The sequence below is a fragment of the Streptomyces sp. NPDC091272 genome (assembly GCF_044757485.1).
In the GTDB taxonomy this organism is placed as follows: Bacteria; Actinomycetota; Actinomycetes; order Streptomycetales; family Streptomycetaceae; genus Streptomyces.
The window spans coordinates 93,401-109,946 of record NZ_JBIVVC010000001.1 but is presented as its reverse complement, the minus strand read 5'-3'; the positions used below and the strand labels follow the sequence as shown (position 1 = coordinate 109,946).

The 16,546-nt window shown below is 70.2% G+C and carries 10 protein-coding genes and 1 pseudogene; 3 read left to right on the top strand and 8 right to left on the bottom strand.

Going from position 1 to position 16,546, the window contains the following annotated elements:
- The first annotated feature begins 183 nt into the window (after positions 1-183).
- A complete protein-coding gene (locus tag ACIQM4_RS00405) occupies positions 184-2,637 on the top strand; it encodes a DNA topoisomerase (ATP-hydrolyzing) subunit A (protein WP_401583892.1) in 2,454 nt (817 codons plus the stop codon).
- Between the two features lie 237 nt (positions 2,638-2,874).
- Here ACIQM4_RS00405 and ACIQM4_RS00400 read toward each other — a convergent pair whose 3' ends face one another.
- Entirely contained in the window at positions 2,875-4,077 is a 1,203-nt protein-coding gene (locus ACIQM4_RS00400) for a CobW family GTP-binding protein (protein ID WP_401583889.1), read from the bottom strand.
- A gap of 199 nt (positions 4,078-4,276) precedes the next feature.
- On the opposite strand from ACIQM4_RS00400, the gene ACIQM4_RS00395 reads away from it, so the two are divergent.
- The gene (locus tag ACIQM4_RS00395) at positions 4,277-6,067 is read left to right on the top strand and encodes an ATP-binding protein (RefSeq protein ID WP_401583887.1); all 1,791 of its coding nucleotides are present in this window, start codon (positions 4,277-4,279) and stop codon (positions 6,065-6,067) included.
- On the opposite strand, the gene ACIQM4_RS00390 is transcribed toward ACIQM4_RS00395, so the two are convergent.
- The 5 genes and pseudogenes from ACIQM4_RS00390 to ACIQM4_RS00370 form a co-directional block, all read right to left on the bottom strand.
- Positions 6,064-7,662 (bottom strand): cation acetate symporter, encoded by a 1,599-nt coding sequence (locus ACIQM4_RS00390; protein WP_401583884.1) that lies wholly within the window; start codon positions 7,660-7,662, stop codon positions 6,064-6,066. The two genes, ACIQM4_RS00395 and ACIQM4_RS00390, sit on opposite strands and share 4 nt — an antisense overlap.
- A 176-nt stretch (positions 7,663-7,838) precedes the next feature.
- Positions 7,839-8,282: pseudogene (locus ACIQM4_RS00385) on the bottom strand (DUF485 domain-containing protein); the annotation flags it as partial.
- A 131-nt stretch (positions 8,283-8,413) separates the two neighbouring features.
- The gene (locus tag ACIQM4_RS00380; protein WP_401585976.1) at positions 8,414-9,064 is read right to left on the bottom strand and encodes a response regulator; all 651 of its coding nucleotides are present in this window, start codon (positions 9,062-9,064) and stop codon (positions 8,414-8,416) included.
- A 59-nt stretch (positions 9,065-9,123) separates the two neighbouring features.
- A complete protein-coding gene (locus ACIQM4_RS00375; RefSeq protein WP_401583881.1) occupies positions 9,124-10,305 on the bottom strand; it encodes a sensor histidine kinase in 1,182 nt (393 codons plus the stop codon).
- 201 nt (positions 10,306-10,506) lie between these two features.
- Complete coding sequence (locus ACIQM4_RS00370) at positions 10,507-12,627, bottom strand: type IIA DNA topoisomerase subunit B (RefSeq protein WP_401583878.1); 2,121 nt, start codon at positions 12,625-12,627, stop codon at positions 10,507-10,509.
- 450 nt (positions 12,628-13,077) lie between these two features.
- Between ACIQM4_RS00370 and ACIQM4_RS00365 the strand changes: the two genes are divergently transcribed.
- On the top strand, positions 13,078-13,308 hold the full coding sequence (locus ACIQM4_RS00365) for a hypothetical protein (protein ID WP_401583876.1): 231 nt from the start codon (positions 13,078-13,080) through the stop codon (positions 13,306-13,308).
- 330 nt (positions 13,309-13,638) lie between these two features.
- Here ACIQM4_RS00365 and ACIQM4_RS00360 read toward each other — a convergent pair whose 3' ends face one another.
- Together ACIQM4_RS00360 and ACIQM4_RS00355 are read right to left on the bottom strand one after the other, a co-directional pair.
- Entirely contained in the window at positions 13,639-14,469 is an 831-nt protein-coding gene (locus ACIQM4_RS00360; protein ID WP_401583874.1) for a S1 family peptidase, read from the bottom strand.
- Positions 14,470-14,621: 152 nt separating this feature from the next.
- Positions 14,622-16,208, bottom strand: a complete 1,587-nt coding sequence (locus ACIQM4_RS00355; RefSeq protein WP_401583871.1) for an RNA polymerase sigma factor — start codon at positions 16,206-16,208, stop codon at positions 14,622-14,624.
- Between the last annotated feature and the right edge of the window lie 338 nt (positions 16,209-16,546).

Below are 16,546 nucleotides of genomic sequence, written 5' to 3'. Positions count from 1 at the left end.
TGACAGTCCGCGAAGTTCCCGTTCCGGGCAGTCTCCCCGGAGATGCCCCAGAATCCGCTACGGACGGGTCGAGGTCGGCGTTGTCGGTGGGGCGGTCCACAATGGTCCGCGTCACCACCCTCGCGTCCCGCACCACGAACCCAGCAACCGCCCGTCGAACAGTGAGAAGGAGCCGCAGCCGCGATGGCCCGCCGCAGCACGAAGACCCCGCAGCCTGACGAGGCGTTCGAGGAGAAGATCCTCGACGTCGACGTCGTCGACGAGATGCAGGGCTCCTTCCTCGAGTACGCGTACTCGGTGATCTACTCGCGCGCCCTGCCGGACGCGCGGGACGGCCTGAAGCCGGTGCACCGCCGCATCGTCTACCAGATGAACGAGATGGGCCTGCGCCCCGACCGGGGGTACGTCAAGTGCGCCCGGGTCGTCGGCGAGGTGATGGGCAAGCTGCACCCGCACGGCGACGCGTCCATCTACGACGCGCTGGTCCGCATGGCGCAGCCGTTCTCCATGCGGCTGCCGCTGGTCGACGGGCACGGCAACTTCGGCTCGCTCGGCAACGACGACCCGCCGGCCGCGATGCGTTACACCGAGTGCAAGATGGCCGACGCGACATCGCTGATGACGGAGTCGATCGACGAGAACACGGTCGACTTCAACCCGAACTACGACGGCAAGGAGCGCGAGCCCGTCGCGCTGCCGGCCGCGTACCCGAACCTGCTGGTCAACGGCGCCACCGGGATCGCGGTCGGCATGGCCACCAACATGCCGCCGCACAACCTCGGCGAGGTCGTCTCGGCCGCCCGCCACCTGATCAAGCACCCGGGCGCCGACCTCGACACGCTCATGCGTTTCGTGCCCGGCCCCGACCTGCCCACCGGCGGCCGGATCGTCGGCCTGACCGGCATCAAGGACGCGTACGAGAAGGGCCGCGGCAGCTTCAAGATCCGCGCCACGGTCGCCGTGGAGAACGTCACGGCGCGCCGCAAGGGGCTCGTCGTCACCGAACTGCCCTTCACCGTCGGCCCGGAGAAGGTGATCGCGAAGATCAAGGACCTGGTCGGCGCGAAGAAGATCCAGGGCATCGCGGACGTCAAGGACCTCACCGACCGGTCGCACGGCCTGCGCCTGGTCATCGAGATCAAGAACGGCTTCGTGCCGGAGGCCGTCCTGGAGCAGCTCTACAAGCTGACGCCGATGGAGGAGTCCTTCGGCATCAACAACGTGGCCCTGGTGGACGGTCAGCCGCTCACCCTCGGCCTCAAGGAGCTCCTTGAGGTCTACCTCGACCACCGCTTCGAGGTCGTACGACGACGCAGCGAGTTCCGCCGCACCAAGCGCCGGGACCGGCTGCACCTGGTCGAGGGCCTGCTCGTCGCGCTCATCGACATCGACGAGGTCATCCGCCTCATCCGCTCCAGCGAGAACTCGGCGCAGGCCAAGGAACGGCTGATCGAGCGCTTCGGGCTGAGCGAGATCCAGACGCAGTACATCCTGGACACCCCGCTGCGCCGGCTGACCAAGTTCGACCGCATCGAGCTGGAGTCGGAGCGCGACCGGCTGAACGGCGAGATCGACGAGCTGACCGGCATCCTGGATTCGGACGCGGAGCTGCGCAAGCTGGTCTCGGCGGAACTGGCCGCGGTGGCCAAGAAGTTCGGCACCGAGCGGCGCACGGTGCTGCTGGAGTCCGGTGCGTCAGCCGTCGCCACCGTTGCGCTCGAAGTCCCCGACGACCCGTGCCGCGTGCTGCTCTCGTCCACCGGACTGCTCGCCCGTACGCCCAACGGCGAACCGCTCGCGCTCGACGACGCACGGCGCACCAAGCACGACGTGATCGTCTCCGCGGTCCCCGCGACGGCCCGGGGTGACATCGGCGCGGTGACGTCGGCGGGCCGCCTGCTCCGCCTCTCCGTCATCGATCTGCCGCAGCTTCCCGACACGGCGTCCGCGCCGAACCTGTCGGGCGGGGCCCCGATGGCGGAGTTCCTGTCCCTCGAAGGCGACGAGACACTCATCTGCCTGACCACGCTCGACGAGTCCTCACCCGGACTGGCGATCGGCACCGAGCAGGGCGTCGTCAAGCGGGTCGTGCCCGACTACCCCTCCCACAAGGACGAGTTGGAGGTGATCTCCCTGCGGGGCGGTGACCGCATCGTCGGCGCGCAGGAACTGCGCACCGGCGAGGAGGACCTCGTCTTCATCACGGACGACGCCCAACTCCTGCGCTACCAGGCCTCGCAGGTCCGCCCGCAGGGACGCCCGGCGGGCGGTATGGCGGGCGTGAAGCTGAGCGCGGGCGCCAAGGTGATCGCCTTCAGCGCGGTGGACCCGGCTGCGGACGCGGCGGTCTTCACCGTCGCGGGCTCGAAGGGCACCCTGCTCGGCGACGCCGAGTCGTCCGCGAAACTCACCCCGTTCGACCAGTACCCGCGCAAGGGCCGGGCCACCGGCGGAGTGCGCTGCCAGCGGTTCCTGCGGGGCGAGGACATCCTGATGCTGGCCTGGGCGGGCCCTGCCCCGGCCCGCGCGGCCCAGAAGAACGGCACCCCGGTCGACCTCCCGGCCCCGGACCCCCGCAGGGACGGCTCGGGCGTCCCCCTGCCGAAGCAGGTGGCGGCGCTGGCGGGGCCGGTGTAGCCCGGGGGCGGAGGAGCGCGGGGGCCCGGGGGCGGGATAGCCCGGGGGCCCGGGGCGGCGGCATGTGGCACGGCCGGGGTGGCGCGGCGGTCCCGGCTGCGGTGGTGCGTGCGGCGGTCCCGGCCGGGGTAGCGCGGCGGTCCCGGCCGGGGTCGCCGGGTGCGCGTCGGCGCGTCCTCGGTGCCGCTTCGCCGCGGCCGGGCTCTGGCTGGCCGGGTGCGGCTCCCGCCGGGTGGGTCAGGCCAGGGACGGGGGTCCGGCCGTGTCCCGCCCATCGGACTGCTCATCGGGCTGCTCATCGGACTGCTCATCTGGCTGCTCATCTGGCTGCTCCACGTAACGCAGCACGCCCCACATGGCACGGTCACCCGGGGTGTCCGGCTCGGAACCCGGGTCGCCTGCTTCCGTCTCCACGTCCCCGGTCGCCGGCGGGGCCGTCGCCAGGTCAGGCGTCGGGCCCGTCGCGACACAGTCCCGCAGCTCCGCACGCAGCGACTCGCTGTCCGTGCCCGATCCGATGAGCACGAGCTGCGTGAGGCGCTCCTCGCCGTTCCCCCACGGCTCCGGGTAGAACCGCAGGAACCTGCCCACCGCGTGCACCGCGTACCTGTTCCGCACGTCGCCGGCGCCGAAGTCCACGTACCCCTTGATCCGGTAGAGGCCCTCGGGCCGCTCGTCGAGGAAGCGCATCAGCCGCTGCGGGTCCATCGGTACGTCGGAGACGAAGTCCACGCTCTCGTACGTGGCGTGCAGATGGCCTTCGTGCTCCTCCTCCCCGCCCTCGGCCTCCGCCCGTAGGTCCTCGAAACTCAGCTGCCAGCCATCCGCGCGGTGCTGGTCGTCGCCACGGCGGTCGAAGAGGACCTCGGGGTCGATCCGCCCGTACTCGGCGCAGATCACCGATCCAGCGCCGAGGCCGGTCAACTCCGTTCGCAGGGCGTCGCGTTTTTGCTGCCCCACCCGGTCGGTCTTGTTGAGCACGACCAGGTCGGCGACGGCCAGGTGCCGCACGATCTCCGGGTGCCGTTGCCGGGTGGCCCCGAACTCGGCCGCGTCCACCACCTCGACCAGCCCGCCGTACACCACGTGCGGGTTCTCGCTGGCGAGCAGCATCTTGACCAGTTCCTGCGGCTCGGCGAGCCCGCTCGCCTCGATGACGATCACGTCCATGCCCGCCCCTGGCTCCGCGAGCTTCCCCAGGTACACGTCGAGCTCACTCGCGTCCACGGCACAGCACAGACACCCGTTGCCCAGGGAAACGGTGGAGTCCCCGAGCTGCCCGGCCACCGCCATGGCGTCGATCTCGATCGCCCCGAAGTCATTGACGATCGCCCCGATCCGGGTGCCGCGACTCCGCTTGAGCAGATGGTTGAGCAGAGTCGTCTTCCCCGAACCCAGGAACCCTGCAAGGACGACGACGGGAATCTGTTGCCTGGACATCCCCCGATCGTAGATGAGCACTGCCTTCGGGTACGGACGGCAGACGCTGAGGGGCCGCGCTTCTACGGGCCGCGCTCCTGCCGACCGCGCTCCTGGAGGCCACGCTCCCACCGGCCGCGCCGAACGCGTCCCGATGCCCCGGCGGAGACAGCGGACGCGCTGGACGGGCCCGTGCCCCGTGCGTCTACCGTTCGTACTCATGCGCATCTCCTGGCCGCAGCGCGTCGTCACCCAGTTCCTGCTGATGCAACTGACGATTGCCACCGGCGTCACCGTTCTCGCCACCGGCCTCTTTCTCGCCCCCCTCGGCGACCAGCTCGACGACCAGGCGATGCGGCGGGCGCTGGCCATCGCGCAGACCACCGCGTCGCCGCGTACCGCCGCCACGCTGCTCGCCTCACCCGCCGAGCCCGGCGGGCCCGTGCAGCGGGAGGCGGAACGGATCCGGCGGGCGACCGGCGCCGAATACATCGTGATCATGGACCGGCGAGGAGTCCGTTGGTCGCACACGGCGACCGCGCAGATCGGCCGTGTCGTGTCGACCGATCCCAGCGGCGCCCTCTCGGGCGGCGAGGTGATGGAGATCGACAGCGGCACCCTCGGCCGCTCCGCACGCGGCAAGGTCCCGCTGCGTGACGAACGTGGCCGGGTCGTCGGCGCCGTCTCGGTCGGGATCGAGTACGACACCGTGCGCGGCCGGCTGCTGTCGGCGATCCCCGGACTGCTCGCGTACGCGGGCGGAGCCATCGCGGTGGGCGCCCTCGCCGCGTACCTCATCTCCCGCCGCCTCCAGCGTCAGGTCCATGACCTGGCCTTCTCCGACATCGCGGCGCTGCTCACCGAGCGCGAGGCGATGCTGCACGGCATCCGGGAGGGCGTGGTGGCCCTCGACTCCCGGGGCAGGGTGCGCCTGATCAACGACGAGGCCCAGCGGCTGCTCGGCGTGGGCGGCGAGGCCACCGGCCGACCGCTGGACGAGGTGCTGGGCGAGGGCCGCACCGCCGACGTGCTGACGGGCCGGGTCTCCGGCGAGGATCTGCTGACCGTGCGGGGGCCACGGGTGCTGGTCGCCAACCGGATGCCGACGGACGACGGCGGCGCGGTGGCCACCTTGCGCGACCGCACCGAGCTGGAGCAACTGGGCCGGGAGCTCGACTCCACCCGCGGACTGATCGACGCCCTGCGTGCCCAGGACCACGAGCACGCGAACCGGTTGCACACCCTCCTGGGCCTGCTCGAACTGGAGATGTACGAGGAGGCCGCCGACTTCGTTACGGAGGTGGCCGGGGGGCGCCGGGCCACGGCCGAGGAGTTCACCGACCGCGTCCACGACCCGTTGCTGGCCGCGCTCCTGGTCGGGAAGGCCACCGTGGCGGCGGAACGTGCGGTGGTGCTGCGCCCGGCGGACGGCACGCTGTTGCCGGACCGGCTGGTGGATCCACGCGGGCTGGTGACGATGGTCGGCAATCTGGTGGACAACGCGCTGGACGCCTCGGCCGGGTCACCGGGCGCGTTCGTCGAGGTCGCACTGCACGCCCGGGAGCGGGAGGTCGTACTGCGGGTGACGGACAGCGGGCAGGGAGTACCGGCCGACCGACGAGAGACGATCTTCACCGAGGGCTGGACCACCAAGGAGCTGCCGGCCCACGGCAGGAGGGGGCTGGGCCTGGCGCTGGTACGGAGGCTGGCCGAGCGGCAGGGCGGGAGCGTACGGGTCGCCGAGGCGCCGGGCGGCGGCGCGGAGTTCTCGGTCGTACTGCCCGAGGCGTTGCACCCGGACCCGGACCCGGACCCGGACCCGGACCCGGCGGTATCGCACCCGGACCTGAGAACATCGCGCTTTGGCCCCCCGGAAGCGCTACACCCCGGGTCGGCGGCTCCGGCACCCGGGCCCGGCGGAGGTCCCGGCGGGCCCGGCGGCGGACCCGGCGAAGTACGCAGTGGTGGACCCGGCGGAGGGCCCAGCGGTGGACCCGGTGGAGGCGATTAGGCCGCCCCCGCCCCCGTCAGCGACCGCACCTCCGTCTCCGCGTGCTTGGCCTCGTCCGGCGGCTCGGACGAGGTGACGGTCCCCAGCCAGCCCGCCAGGAAGCCGAGCGGAATCGACACGAGACCGGGGTTCTGCAACGGGAAGATTTGGATGTCGGCGCCGGGGAAAAGCGATTCGGGACTGCCCGACACGACCGGCGACACAATCACGAGCAGCACGGCGGGGATCAGTCCGCCGTAGACCGACCAGACGGCCCCACGCGTCGTGAAGCCGCGCCAGAACAGCGAGTAGAGCAGCACCGGCAGGTTGGCCGAGGCGGCCACGGCGAAGGCCAGACCCACCAGGAACGCCACGTTCAGGTCCCGGGCGAGCAGGCCGAGGGCGATGGCCACCACCCCGATGCCCCCCGCGGCGACTCGCGCGACCGCGACCTCGCTGTACTGCTTGGCACGCTTGCGCCTGCTGCGCAGCGACGCGTAGAGGTCGTGGGCGACGGACGCGGAAGAGGCCAGGGTGATGCCGGCGACAACGGCGAGGATCGTGGCGAACGCGACCGCGGCGACCACCGCGAAGAGAACCGTTCCGCCCGTGGAGCCCGCGCCGCCGCCCAGGTCGTGGGCGAGCAGGGGGACCGCCGTGTTCCCCGCCGCGTTGGATTCCCGTACCCGGTCGGAGCCGAGGACGGCTGCCGCACCGAAGCCGAGCACGATGGTCATCAGGTAGAAACTGCCGATGAGGCCGACCGCCCAGACCACCGAGCGTCGGGCGGCCCGCGCGGTGGGCACGGTGTAGAAGCGCGACAGGATGTGCGGCAGTCCCGCCGTGCCCAGAACCAGCGCGAGGCCGAGGCTGATGAAGTCGAGGCGCGCGGTCCAGTCGCCGCCGTACCGCAGGCCCGGCGCGAGGAAATCCTTGCCATGGCCGCTGCGGTCCGCCGCGGTGGCCAGGAGCTGGTTGAAGTCGCCGTGGAAGCGCACCAGGACGAGCACGGTGAGCGTGAGCGCGCCGAGCATCAGCAGGACGGCCTTCACGATCTGGATCCAGGTGGTGGCGCGCATCCCGCCCAGGGTCACGTAGATCACCATCAGCGCGCCGACGCCGATGACCGTCCAGGTCTGGGCCGCCCCGCTGCTGCCGCCGAGCAGCAGGCCGACGAGAGAACCCGCTCCGACCATCTGGGCCACCAGGTAGAGAACGGACACGGTGACCGAGGAAGTTCCCGCCGCGATCCGCACCGGACGCTCCCGCATCCGGGAGACGACCACGTCGGCGAGGGTGAACCGGCCGCAGTTGCGCACCAGTTCGGCGACGAAGAAGAGCACGACGAGCCAGGCCACCAGGAAACCGACCGAGTAGAGCATGCCGTCGTAGCCGAAGAGGGCGATGAGGCCGGAGATACCGAGGAAGGAGGCGGCCGACATGTAGTCGCCTGCGATGGCGAAACCGTTCTCCATGGGCGAGAACAGCCGTCCGCCGACGTAGAACTCCTCCGCGGAACCGTGCCGGTTGCGGCTCACCCACGTGGTGATCGCCAGGGTGGTCGTCACGAACGCGCTGAACAGGAGCAGCGCCAGGGTCTGGTGTCCCTGATTCACCGGGCGTACCCCCCGGCCTCTCCGAGCCGCCCTGCCGGACCAACCGTCCCGAGCGTCCCGGGAGCCCCGGCCGTCCCGCCTGCCCCGCCAGACCCGGCGGGCCCGTCGAGCGCGACATGCCTCGCCGGGTCGGCAGGGTTCGACAGGTTAGACGGGATGACAGCACTTGACGACCCAGCAGAGCCGGACAGCCTGGTCAACTCCTGTGTGTCCCAACGTAATTCCAACGCGAGCCGGTCCCGTCGGAGCCTGGCGTGCCTGGCGTACGCCCAGGTCAGTACGAACGTGGAGAGAAACTGTCCGAGCCCCGCGACCATCGCGACATTGACCGCTCCGGCAACCGGGCGGGCCATCAGCCCAGGAGCCGCGGTCGCGGCGACGACGTAAGCGACGTACCAGGCGAGAAAGGCAAGAGTCGCGGGAACGACGAACCGCCGGTAGCGACTGCGCACTTCCTGGAAGGCCGCACTGCTCTGCACCTCCAGGTAGATGTCGGCGGCGCTCTGCTCGCGCGCCGGGACGGCGGGCGCGGGCGGCAGCGTGTGCGCCGGGGCGCCCGCGCCGTCCAGTTCGCCCCAGCCGGAGGCGAGCGCGTCGTACCACGGGTCGTCGATCCGCATCGCTGCGGCGTCGCGCCCTTCGTGCTTCTCCACCGAACAAATCTCCTTGTCCGCGGCCGGATTGGTCCGCGCGCCCCAGGATGGGCAGACAGGAGAGATCGTCGGCCCGGCAATCCCCTCTCTTCACCCCATTAGGTGACACCCACACCTGATGCGCCCGCGGCCGGAGGTGCGGCGAGGCCCTCCCGGTAGGCGTACCGAGCGGCCTGCGTCCGGTCGTGCACCCCGGTCTTCGCGAAGAGGTTGTTGATGTGTGTCTTCACCGTGGCCTGGCCGATGTGCAGGGTCCGCGCGATCTCCGCGTTGGGCAGCCCTTCCGCGATCAGCACCAGCACCTCGGCCTCCCGTGGCGTGAGCCCGTCGGGGAGTTCGTCGGGGCGAGGCGCCGGTGGATCCGGCGCGGTGACCCGGTCGAGAAGCCGTCGTTGCACCCCCGGGGACAGCCCCGCCTGCCCCGACATCACGCCCTGCACCGCCCTTACGATCTCCTCCCCGTCTGCGTCCTTGGTGAGGTAACCGCGCGCGCCGGCCCTCAGCGCGGGAAACAGCCAGTCGTCGTCGGCATACGTCGTGAGCACCACGACGTGTGTCGAGGGGTGCCGGTCGCGGATCCTGCGAGTCGCCTCCACCCCGTCGCAGCGGGGCATCCGCAGGTCCATGAGCACCACGTCCGGCGCGTGGACGGCGACCATCTCGACGGCCTCCTCACCGTCCCCCGCCGAGCCGACCACCTCGATACCGGGCAGCAGTCCGAGGAGCAGCACAATCCCCTCGCGCACCATCGCCTGGTCGTCGACGACGAGCACCCGCACCGCGCTGTCCGGCGCGTCCTCGGGTCTGTTCACACCGGCATCCGGAGCTTCACCACGAACCCCTTCCCCTCCCGGCCCGCCTCCAGCGTGCCCCCGAGCAGTTCCGCCCGCTCCCGCATTCCCAGCAGACCGTATCCGGCGCCTGTTGCGGCCAGCTCGCCCCGCGCACCGGGCCGGCCCCAGTCCCGTACTTCCAGGGTGACTGCGCGCGGCCCGTACGCGAGCAGGATCCTGACCGCGGCCCCCGGGGCGTGTTTACGGACGTTGGTGAGAGCCTCCTGGGCCACCCGCCGCACCGCCTGCGATGCGTCGGCCGTCAACTTCTGCCGCTCCCCCGACACTTGGATCTCGGCCCGCTCCACGGCCCCCAGCTCTCTCAGATAGTCCTCGACGGGCACCATGTCCCCTCGGAGCGCGGAGAGCGCCTGACGGGTCTCCGCGAGCCCCTCGCGGGCCATCCCCCGCGCCGCGACGACCCGTTCCAGCACTCCGTCTCGGAATGCGCCCTGCGGCTCCCGCTCGATCAGCAGCCGGGCCGCCTCCAGGTGCACCATCTGCGCGGAGAGGCTGTGGGCGAGTACGTCGTGTATCTCCCTGGCTATTCGCGCCCGTTCGGCGAGGGCCGCGGACTCGGCCTCGGCCGTGCGGGCCGCCCGCTCCTGCGCCAGGAGCCGGAAGCCGGAGCCGCGTGCCTGCGCATCGAGCCGCAGCATGTATCCGATGGCCAGGACCCCGCAGGTCACCACCGCCTGCTCCCTGGCACTCACCTCGCTCAGCACCGCGTGCATGCTCACGATTGCCGCTCCCGCCGGCAGGCCGACCGCCAGCGGCAGTCGCACCGTGGCCTGCACCCCGCAGATGATCAGCAGGACGGCGCCTGGATCGGGCGCCCCCACCAGGTGCGACGCGACGGCCACAAGCGTCACCGTCCCGAGCACCGCGAGTGAGGGCAGCAGCCGGTGCCGTACGGTCTGCCGGTCGTACAGCTCAGCCGCCCCGGTGACAGCCACCAGGACGAGCGGCGGCACCACCAGGGCCACCCCCTGGAACACCCCGGAGTCGTACGCCTCCCAGAGGATCCACAGACCCATCCCCAGCCACAGGGCGATGTCGATCGCCATCCGCACCCGGGGCACCCCGAGCCGCGACAGCTCCTCCGTGGAGGGCCAGGCGGTGAACCCGCCGCTCGACTGCGTCGTCTGCGATCCCATGCCGTCGACATTACGGATCGGTGGGACGCCCCGGATCGGAGCCTGGGTGGAGCTTTTCCCTCCACCCACGGGTTGACTCCGGCCCCGGCCGACCTGGCGGCGCCCCGCCCGACCCGGCTGGCGCGCACCCCGGGACGAGCTTGCGCGGCGCGCCCCGGCCCCACCCGGCGCCGCGCAGCCCGGCGCCCGGGACAGACTCGGTCAGGCGTCGATGCGGGAGCGGTCCAGGGTCGCTGCGGCGCTGGTGATGAATTCCTTGCGGGGGGCTACTTCGTTCCCCATCAGGAGGTCGAAGACCTGCTCGGCGGCGTCGAGGTCGCCGATGTTGATCCGGCGCAGGGTGCGGTGACGGGGGTCGAGCGTGGTTTCGGCGAGTTGGTCGGCGTCCATTTCGCCGAGGCCCTTGTACCGCTGGATGTCGTCCTTGTAGCGGACGTTCTTGCGCTGGAACTCCAGCAGGGTCTGGCGCAGTTCGTTGTCCGAGTAGGTGTAGACGTACTTGTCCTGGCCCTTCTTGGGCTGGACGAGCTCGATGCGGTGCAGGGGCGGCACGGCGGCGAAGACCCGGCCGGCCTCGACCATGGGGCGCATGTAGCGCTGGAAGAGGGTGAGCAGCAGGATCCGGATGTGGGCGCCGTCGACGTCTGCGTCGACCAGCAGCACGATCTTTCCGTAGCGGGCGGCGTCGATGTCGAAGGTCCGGCCCGAGCCTGCTCCTATGACCTGGATGATCGCCCCGCACTCGGCGTTCTTCAGCATGTCCGAGACGGACGCCTTCTGAACGTTGAGGATCTTGCCCCGGATCGGCAGGAGCGCCTGGAACTCGGAGTTCCGGGCCAGCTTGGCGGTACCGAGCGCGGAGTCCCCCTCGACGATGAACAGCTCGCTGCGTTCCACGTCGTCGCTGCGGCAGTCGGCCAGCTTGGCGGGCAGCGAGGACGATTCCAGGGCCGTCTTACGACGCTGGGCGTCCTTGTGCTGGCGGGCGGCGATCCGGGTGCGGGCGGCGGCGACGATCTTCTCCATCACCGTGCGGGCCTGCGCCTTGCCGTCACGCTTGGTGGACGTCAGGAAGCCCTTGAGCTCCTTGGCCACCACCGCCGCGACGATGCGGTTGGCCGCCGAGGTGCCGAGCACCTCCTTGGTCTGGCCCTCGAACTGCGGCTCGGCCAGCCGCACGGTGACGACCGCGGTGAGGCCTTCCATCGCGTCGTCCTTGACGACGTCGTCCTCGGCGACACGCAGCAGCTTGGCCGAGCGCAGCGACTCGTTCACCGTCTTGGTCAGGGAGCGCTCGAAGCCCGAGACGTGGGTGCCGCCCTTGGGGGTGGCGATGATGTTGACGAAGGACTTGACCGTGGTGTCGTACCCGGTGCCCCAGCGCAGGGCGATGTCCACGGCCAGCTCGCGGGTGACCTCGGTGGGGGTCATGTGACCGCGGTCGTCGAGGACCGGCACGGTCTCCTTGAAGCTGCCCTGCCCGGTCAGACGCGTGACGTCACAGATCGCCTTGTCCTGCGCGAGGTACTCGCAGAACTCGCTGATGCCCCCGTCGAAGCGGAACGTCTCCTCACTCTTGCCCACACCCTCAAGATCACGCTCGTCCCGGACCACGATGGTCAGGCCGGGGACGAGGAAGGCCGTCTGGCGGGCCCGCTGGTACAGCGTGTCCAGCGAGAGCTTCGCGTCCTTGAGGAAGATCTGCCGATCCGCCCAGTAGCGCACCCGGGTGCCGGTGCGGGTCTTGGGCACCCGCTTGCTCTTGCGCAGCCCGCTGCCGGGGTCGAAGGGGGAGTCGGGACCGGACTCGGTGAAGATGCCGGGGACGCCGCGGCGGAAGCTGATCGCGTGCGTGGAGCTGTTGCGGTCGATCTCGACGTCGAGGCGCGCGGAGAGCGCGTTCACCACGGAGGCGCCCACGCCGTGCAGACCGCCGGAGGCCGCGTAGGAGCCACCGCCGAACTTGCCACCGGCGTGCAGTTTGGTCATGACGACCTCGACACCGGACAGGCCCGTCTTGGGCTCGACGTCGACCGGGATGCCGCGGCCGTTGTCCTGGACCTCGACGGAGCCGTCCTCGTGCAGGATCACTTCGATGCGGTCGCAGTAACCGCCCAGGGCCTCGTCGACGGAATTGTCGATGATCTCCCAGATGCAGTGCATCAGGCCACGGCTGTCGGTGGACCCGATGTACATGCCGGGGCGCTTGCGGACCGCCTCAAGGCCTTCGAGGACGAGCAGGTGCCGCGCGGTGTAATTGGAACCGTCACGGTCCGCGCCGCTCAGCAGTGCGGTGGACGGGACGGTCGTATCGGCGGTCACGCGGTTCGCTCCTCGCTGAATTTCAAATGGGCCCCGATGGGGTACGGGGTCGGCGTCGGTCGCCGCTCAGAGGGTAACGGGGCCTGGTAGAGCGGGTGTAACGCCCCACCCGGGAAATCTCATGCTAGTCCAGTTGCGTACACGTGTTCGATCCCTCGATGGAGTGAAGCACATGTCACGTTCCCTTCCGGGCATGAACCATTTAGGCTCCGGGCACGTCCTCATCAACAAGCCGGCAACCCAGCCGGACGGACACCACCCCAAGACAAGCCAGCAACGCGAAACCGTAAAGCGACGCAATACGGCTCATTCGCCGCCAACCGGCAACAGACAACCACTCCGGAAGACCTTCGGAAGAAGTTTCAAGGAAAAGCCACGAGCGGGAACGTTTTCGGCCTGGTTGGATGTTGACCCTGGTACGACAGCTCGTCGAGCTAGAGAAGAGGCGACGTGACTACTGTTCTGACCCCCGCGAGCCCCCTGACGGCCGCTGACCGATGCGATCGCTGCGGCGCCCAGGCATATCTGCGCGTTCTCCTGGCCAGCGGTGGCGAACTGCTCTTCTGCGCCCACCACGGTCGCAAGTTCGAGCCCGAGCTCAAGAAGATCGCCTCGGAAATACAGGACGAGACGGACCGGCTGACGGTCTCCCCCTCGTCCTCGGAGGACGACGAACACTGACGCGCCAAGAGCGTCCAAGCTGACGCCCTAAGAGCGTCCACGACGAGCCGAGGACCGGTGCCAGACCGGTCGACGGGCGGTTTCCCCCGGGTGTGCGGGGGAGGCCGCCCGTTCTCGTCGCTCGCGTCCGCGTGGCCACGAATGCACCCGACGGCCACGTACGTACGCGTCCGTACGCCTGACAGTCACCCACTCGTACATATATTCGACATAACGGCCGGTGCCGGTGCGTCTGACCGGCAGGGGTCGCCCGTGCCAGGACCGCACTGCGGCCCCGCACACCCCACCGGGGTGCCAGGGCCGCAGCCGCGCCGTCGAACGGCCTCGCCGTCAGCTCTGCTGGTCCAGGATCCGTGCCAGTGCCGGGATCCGCGTGTACACCCCAGGGCTCTCCGCCTTTCCGCAGCCGCTGCCCCAGGACACCACCCCGATCAGCCGCCCCTTGGCCACCAGCGGACCGCCACTGTCCCCCTGACAGGCGTCGTGACCACCGTCCGGGTCCCCCGCACAGAGCATCGTGGCCGGAAGATACGTTCCGTCCGCGTTCCCGGGGTACGCCTTCGCACACGCGTCGTCCGGCAGTACCTGCACCTGCGCGGCTCTCAGGGAGTCCGCGTACGACCCGCCTCCGGTGGTGTCACCCCAGCCGTACACGGTCGCCGCCACCCCCGGGTCCGCCGCGCTGCTTCCCTCGCTCGCCATGCGGAGCACGGAGCTCTTGGGGAGCGCGGCGTCCAGAGTCAGCACCGCGACGTCGCCGGAGTTCGTCCCGGGGTCGTACGACGGGTTGATCCAGGTCCCGCTCACGGCGATCTCCCGCCCGTCACTCCCCCGCAGCTCCCCGCGACCCGCGATGACCGTCAGGTCGTTCACCTCACCCAGCTGCGCACCGAGCACGTCCTGGGTCAGGCAGTGCGCCGCCGTGACCACCTTTGTCGGCGCCACCACCACTCCCCCGCAGAACTGCCCCGCCCTCGTACCCCCGAACCGGTCACGGCTGGACAGCGCCACCACCCACGGGCTGTCCGCCACCCGAACAGCCTGCCCGCCTATGACCACTCCGTCGGCGGCGGCCGGGCCCGGCGCCGCGAGGGGTGCCACCGCCGCTGCAGCGGTCAGGGTCAGGGCACCTATCAGTGATCGAGTGATGGGTCGACGCATGCGTCCTCCTTACTCAGTGGTGAACTCCGAACACCCAGAGTCATCCACCTTTCGGCGCCTCGCACCCGCGCACGCAGCGGGCCCGGCCGCGTCCGGCACGGCGAGATCGCTCGTACGGACGTAGCCGGGCCCAGAAAGAACAGCGGTCTCGCTCAGTCGAGGTAGTCGCGCAGCACCTGCGAACGCGACGGGTGGCGCAGCTTGGACATCGTCTTGGACTCGATCTGGCGGATGCGCTCACGCGTCACTCCGTAGACCTTGCCGATCTCGTCCAGCGTCTTGGGCTGACCGTCGGTGAGCCCGAAACGCATCGAGACGACGCCCGCCTCGCGCTCGGAGAGGGTGTCGAGGACCGAGTGCAACTGCTCCTGCAGAAGCGTGAAACTGACCGCGTCGGCCGGGACCACGGCCTCCGAGTCCTCGATCAGGTCACCGAACTCGCTGTCACCGTCCTCGCCCAGCGGAGTGTGCAGGGAAATCGGCTCGCGGCCGTACTTCTGGACCTCGATGACCTTCTCGGGGGTCATGTCGAGTTCCTTGGCCAGCTCCTCGGGGGTGGGCTCGCGGCCCAGGTCCTGGAGCATCTGGCGCTGGACGCGAGCCAGCTTGTTGATGACCTCGACCATGTGCACCGGGATACGGATGGTGCGGGCCTGGTCGGCCATCGCGCGGGTGATCGCCTGCCGGATCCACCAGGTCGCATACGTCGAGAACTTGTAGCCCTTGGTGTAGTCGAACTTCTCGACGGCACGGATCAGGCCGAGGTTGCCCTCCTGGATCAGGTCCAGGAAGAGCATGCCGCGGCCGGTGTAGCGCTTGGCGAGGGAGACGACGAGGCGGAGGTTCGCCTCCAGCAGGTGATTCTTGGCCCGGCCGCCGTCCTGGGCGATGATCTCCAGCTCGCGCTTGAGCTTGGGCGCGAGTTTGTCCGAGTTGGCGAGTTTGTCCTCGGCGAACAGACCGGCCTCGATGCGCTTGGCGAGCTCCACCTCCTGTTCCGCGTTGAGGAGGGGCACCTTGCCGATCTGCTTGAGGTAGTCCTTGACCGGGTCGGCGGTGGCGCCGGCGACCGCGACCTGCTGCGCGGGTGCGTCATCCTCGTCGTCGTCGGAGAGGACGAAACCCTTCGCCTCCCCGGCCTCCCCGGTCTCGGCGCTCTCCTCCTCATCGCCGGGCTTGGACTGCGCGTCCTGGGACTGCCCGTCGGCCGCTTCGTCCTTCTTCGCCGCGGTCTTCTTCGCCGTCGTCTTCTTGACGGCGGTCTTCTTGGCGGCGGACTTCTTCGCCGGCGTCTTCTTCACGGCCGACTTCCCGGCCGGTGCGACGGCCGTCTCCTCGGTGACGGCCCCCTCCCCCGCGGAGGCGTCTGCCGTGACGACACTCACGGCGTCGGCGGCCGGGGCGGCCGTTGCCGCAACGACCCGGGGGGCGGCGGCACTTGCGGCGAAGGTCCGGGGTACGGCACCCCTCACCGGGCTCTTCGCCTGGACGCCCTTGCGGGCACGCTGGGGCGGCTCCGCGGCAGTGACCATCAGCGTCACACCCTCTTCCTCAAGGATCTGATTGAGGCTGCGCAGGACGTTCTTCCACCGGGTCGGCGGAATGCGGTCAGCATCGAATGCCCGACGCACGTCGTCGCCGGCGATCTGCCCATCAGCCTTTCCCCGCTCGATGAGCGCCAACACAGACTCGGACTCGGCGATCTCCGGCGGGAGCGTACGGGATGTGCTGGCCGACACGGACAACCTCTCGGAACGATGGAATTGGCGTCCGACCCCGCCCGTCAGGGCCTGAGCCGACGACCACCGGCTGGGGGTGTACCGGCGGACCTGGCAAGGGTCCGGGGCTCTCCGCGGCGCCGCGAGCGGCATCCGCTTTCCTCCCCGGCTCTCACCTCTTAGGTCATCGCGGGATCCCCAGGAGCGTTACGCCCCGACTTCGTGGCCCGAGTCACATCCGATTCGCAACGAACTCCCGCACAAAGGGCGGGTGCCCAACAATCGTGTCGCCGAACCCGTGGGGCCCGGCGACACGTGTTCCGTACGCCCCCTCCGGGCGGCGGACATTCAGGGGTGAC

Coding starts and splice junctions, on each gene's coding strand:
- ACIQM4_RS00375 (WP_401583881.1), bottom strand. CDS start 10,305: ATGGGATCGCAGACGACGCAGTCGAGCGGCGGGTTCACCGCCTGGCCC.
- ACIQM4_RS00360 (WP_401583874.1), bottom strand. CDS start 14,469: ATGCGTCGACCCATCACTCGATCACTGATAGGTGCCCTGACCCTGACC.
- ACIQM4_RS00400 (WP_401583889.1), bottom strand. CDS start 4,077: ATGTCCAGGCAACAGATTCCCGTCGTCGTCCTTGCAGGGTTCCTGGGT.
- ACIQM4_RS00395 (WP_401583887.1), top strand. CDS start 4,277: ATGCGCATCTCCTGGCCGCAGCGCGTCGTCACCCAGTTCCTGCTGATG.
- ACIQM4_RS00380 (WP_401585976.1), bottom strand. CDS start 9,064: ATGGTGCGCGAGGGGATTGTGCTGCTCCTCGGACTGCTGCCCGGTATC.
- ACIQM4_RS00405 (WP_401583892.1), top strand. CDS start 184: ATGGCCCGCCGCAGCACGAAGACCCCGCAGCCTGACGAGGCGTTCGAG.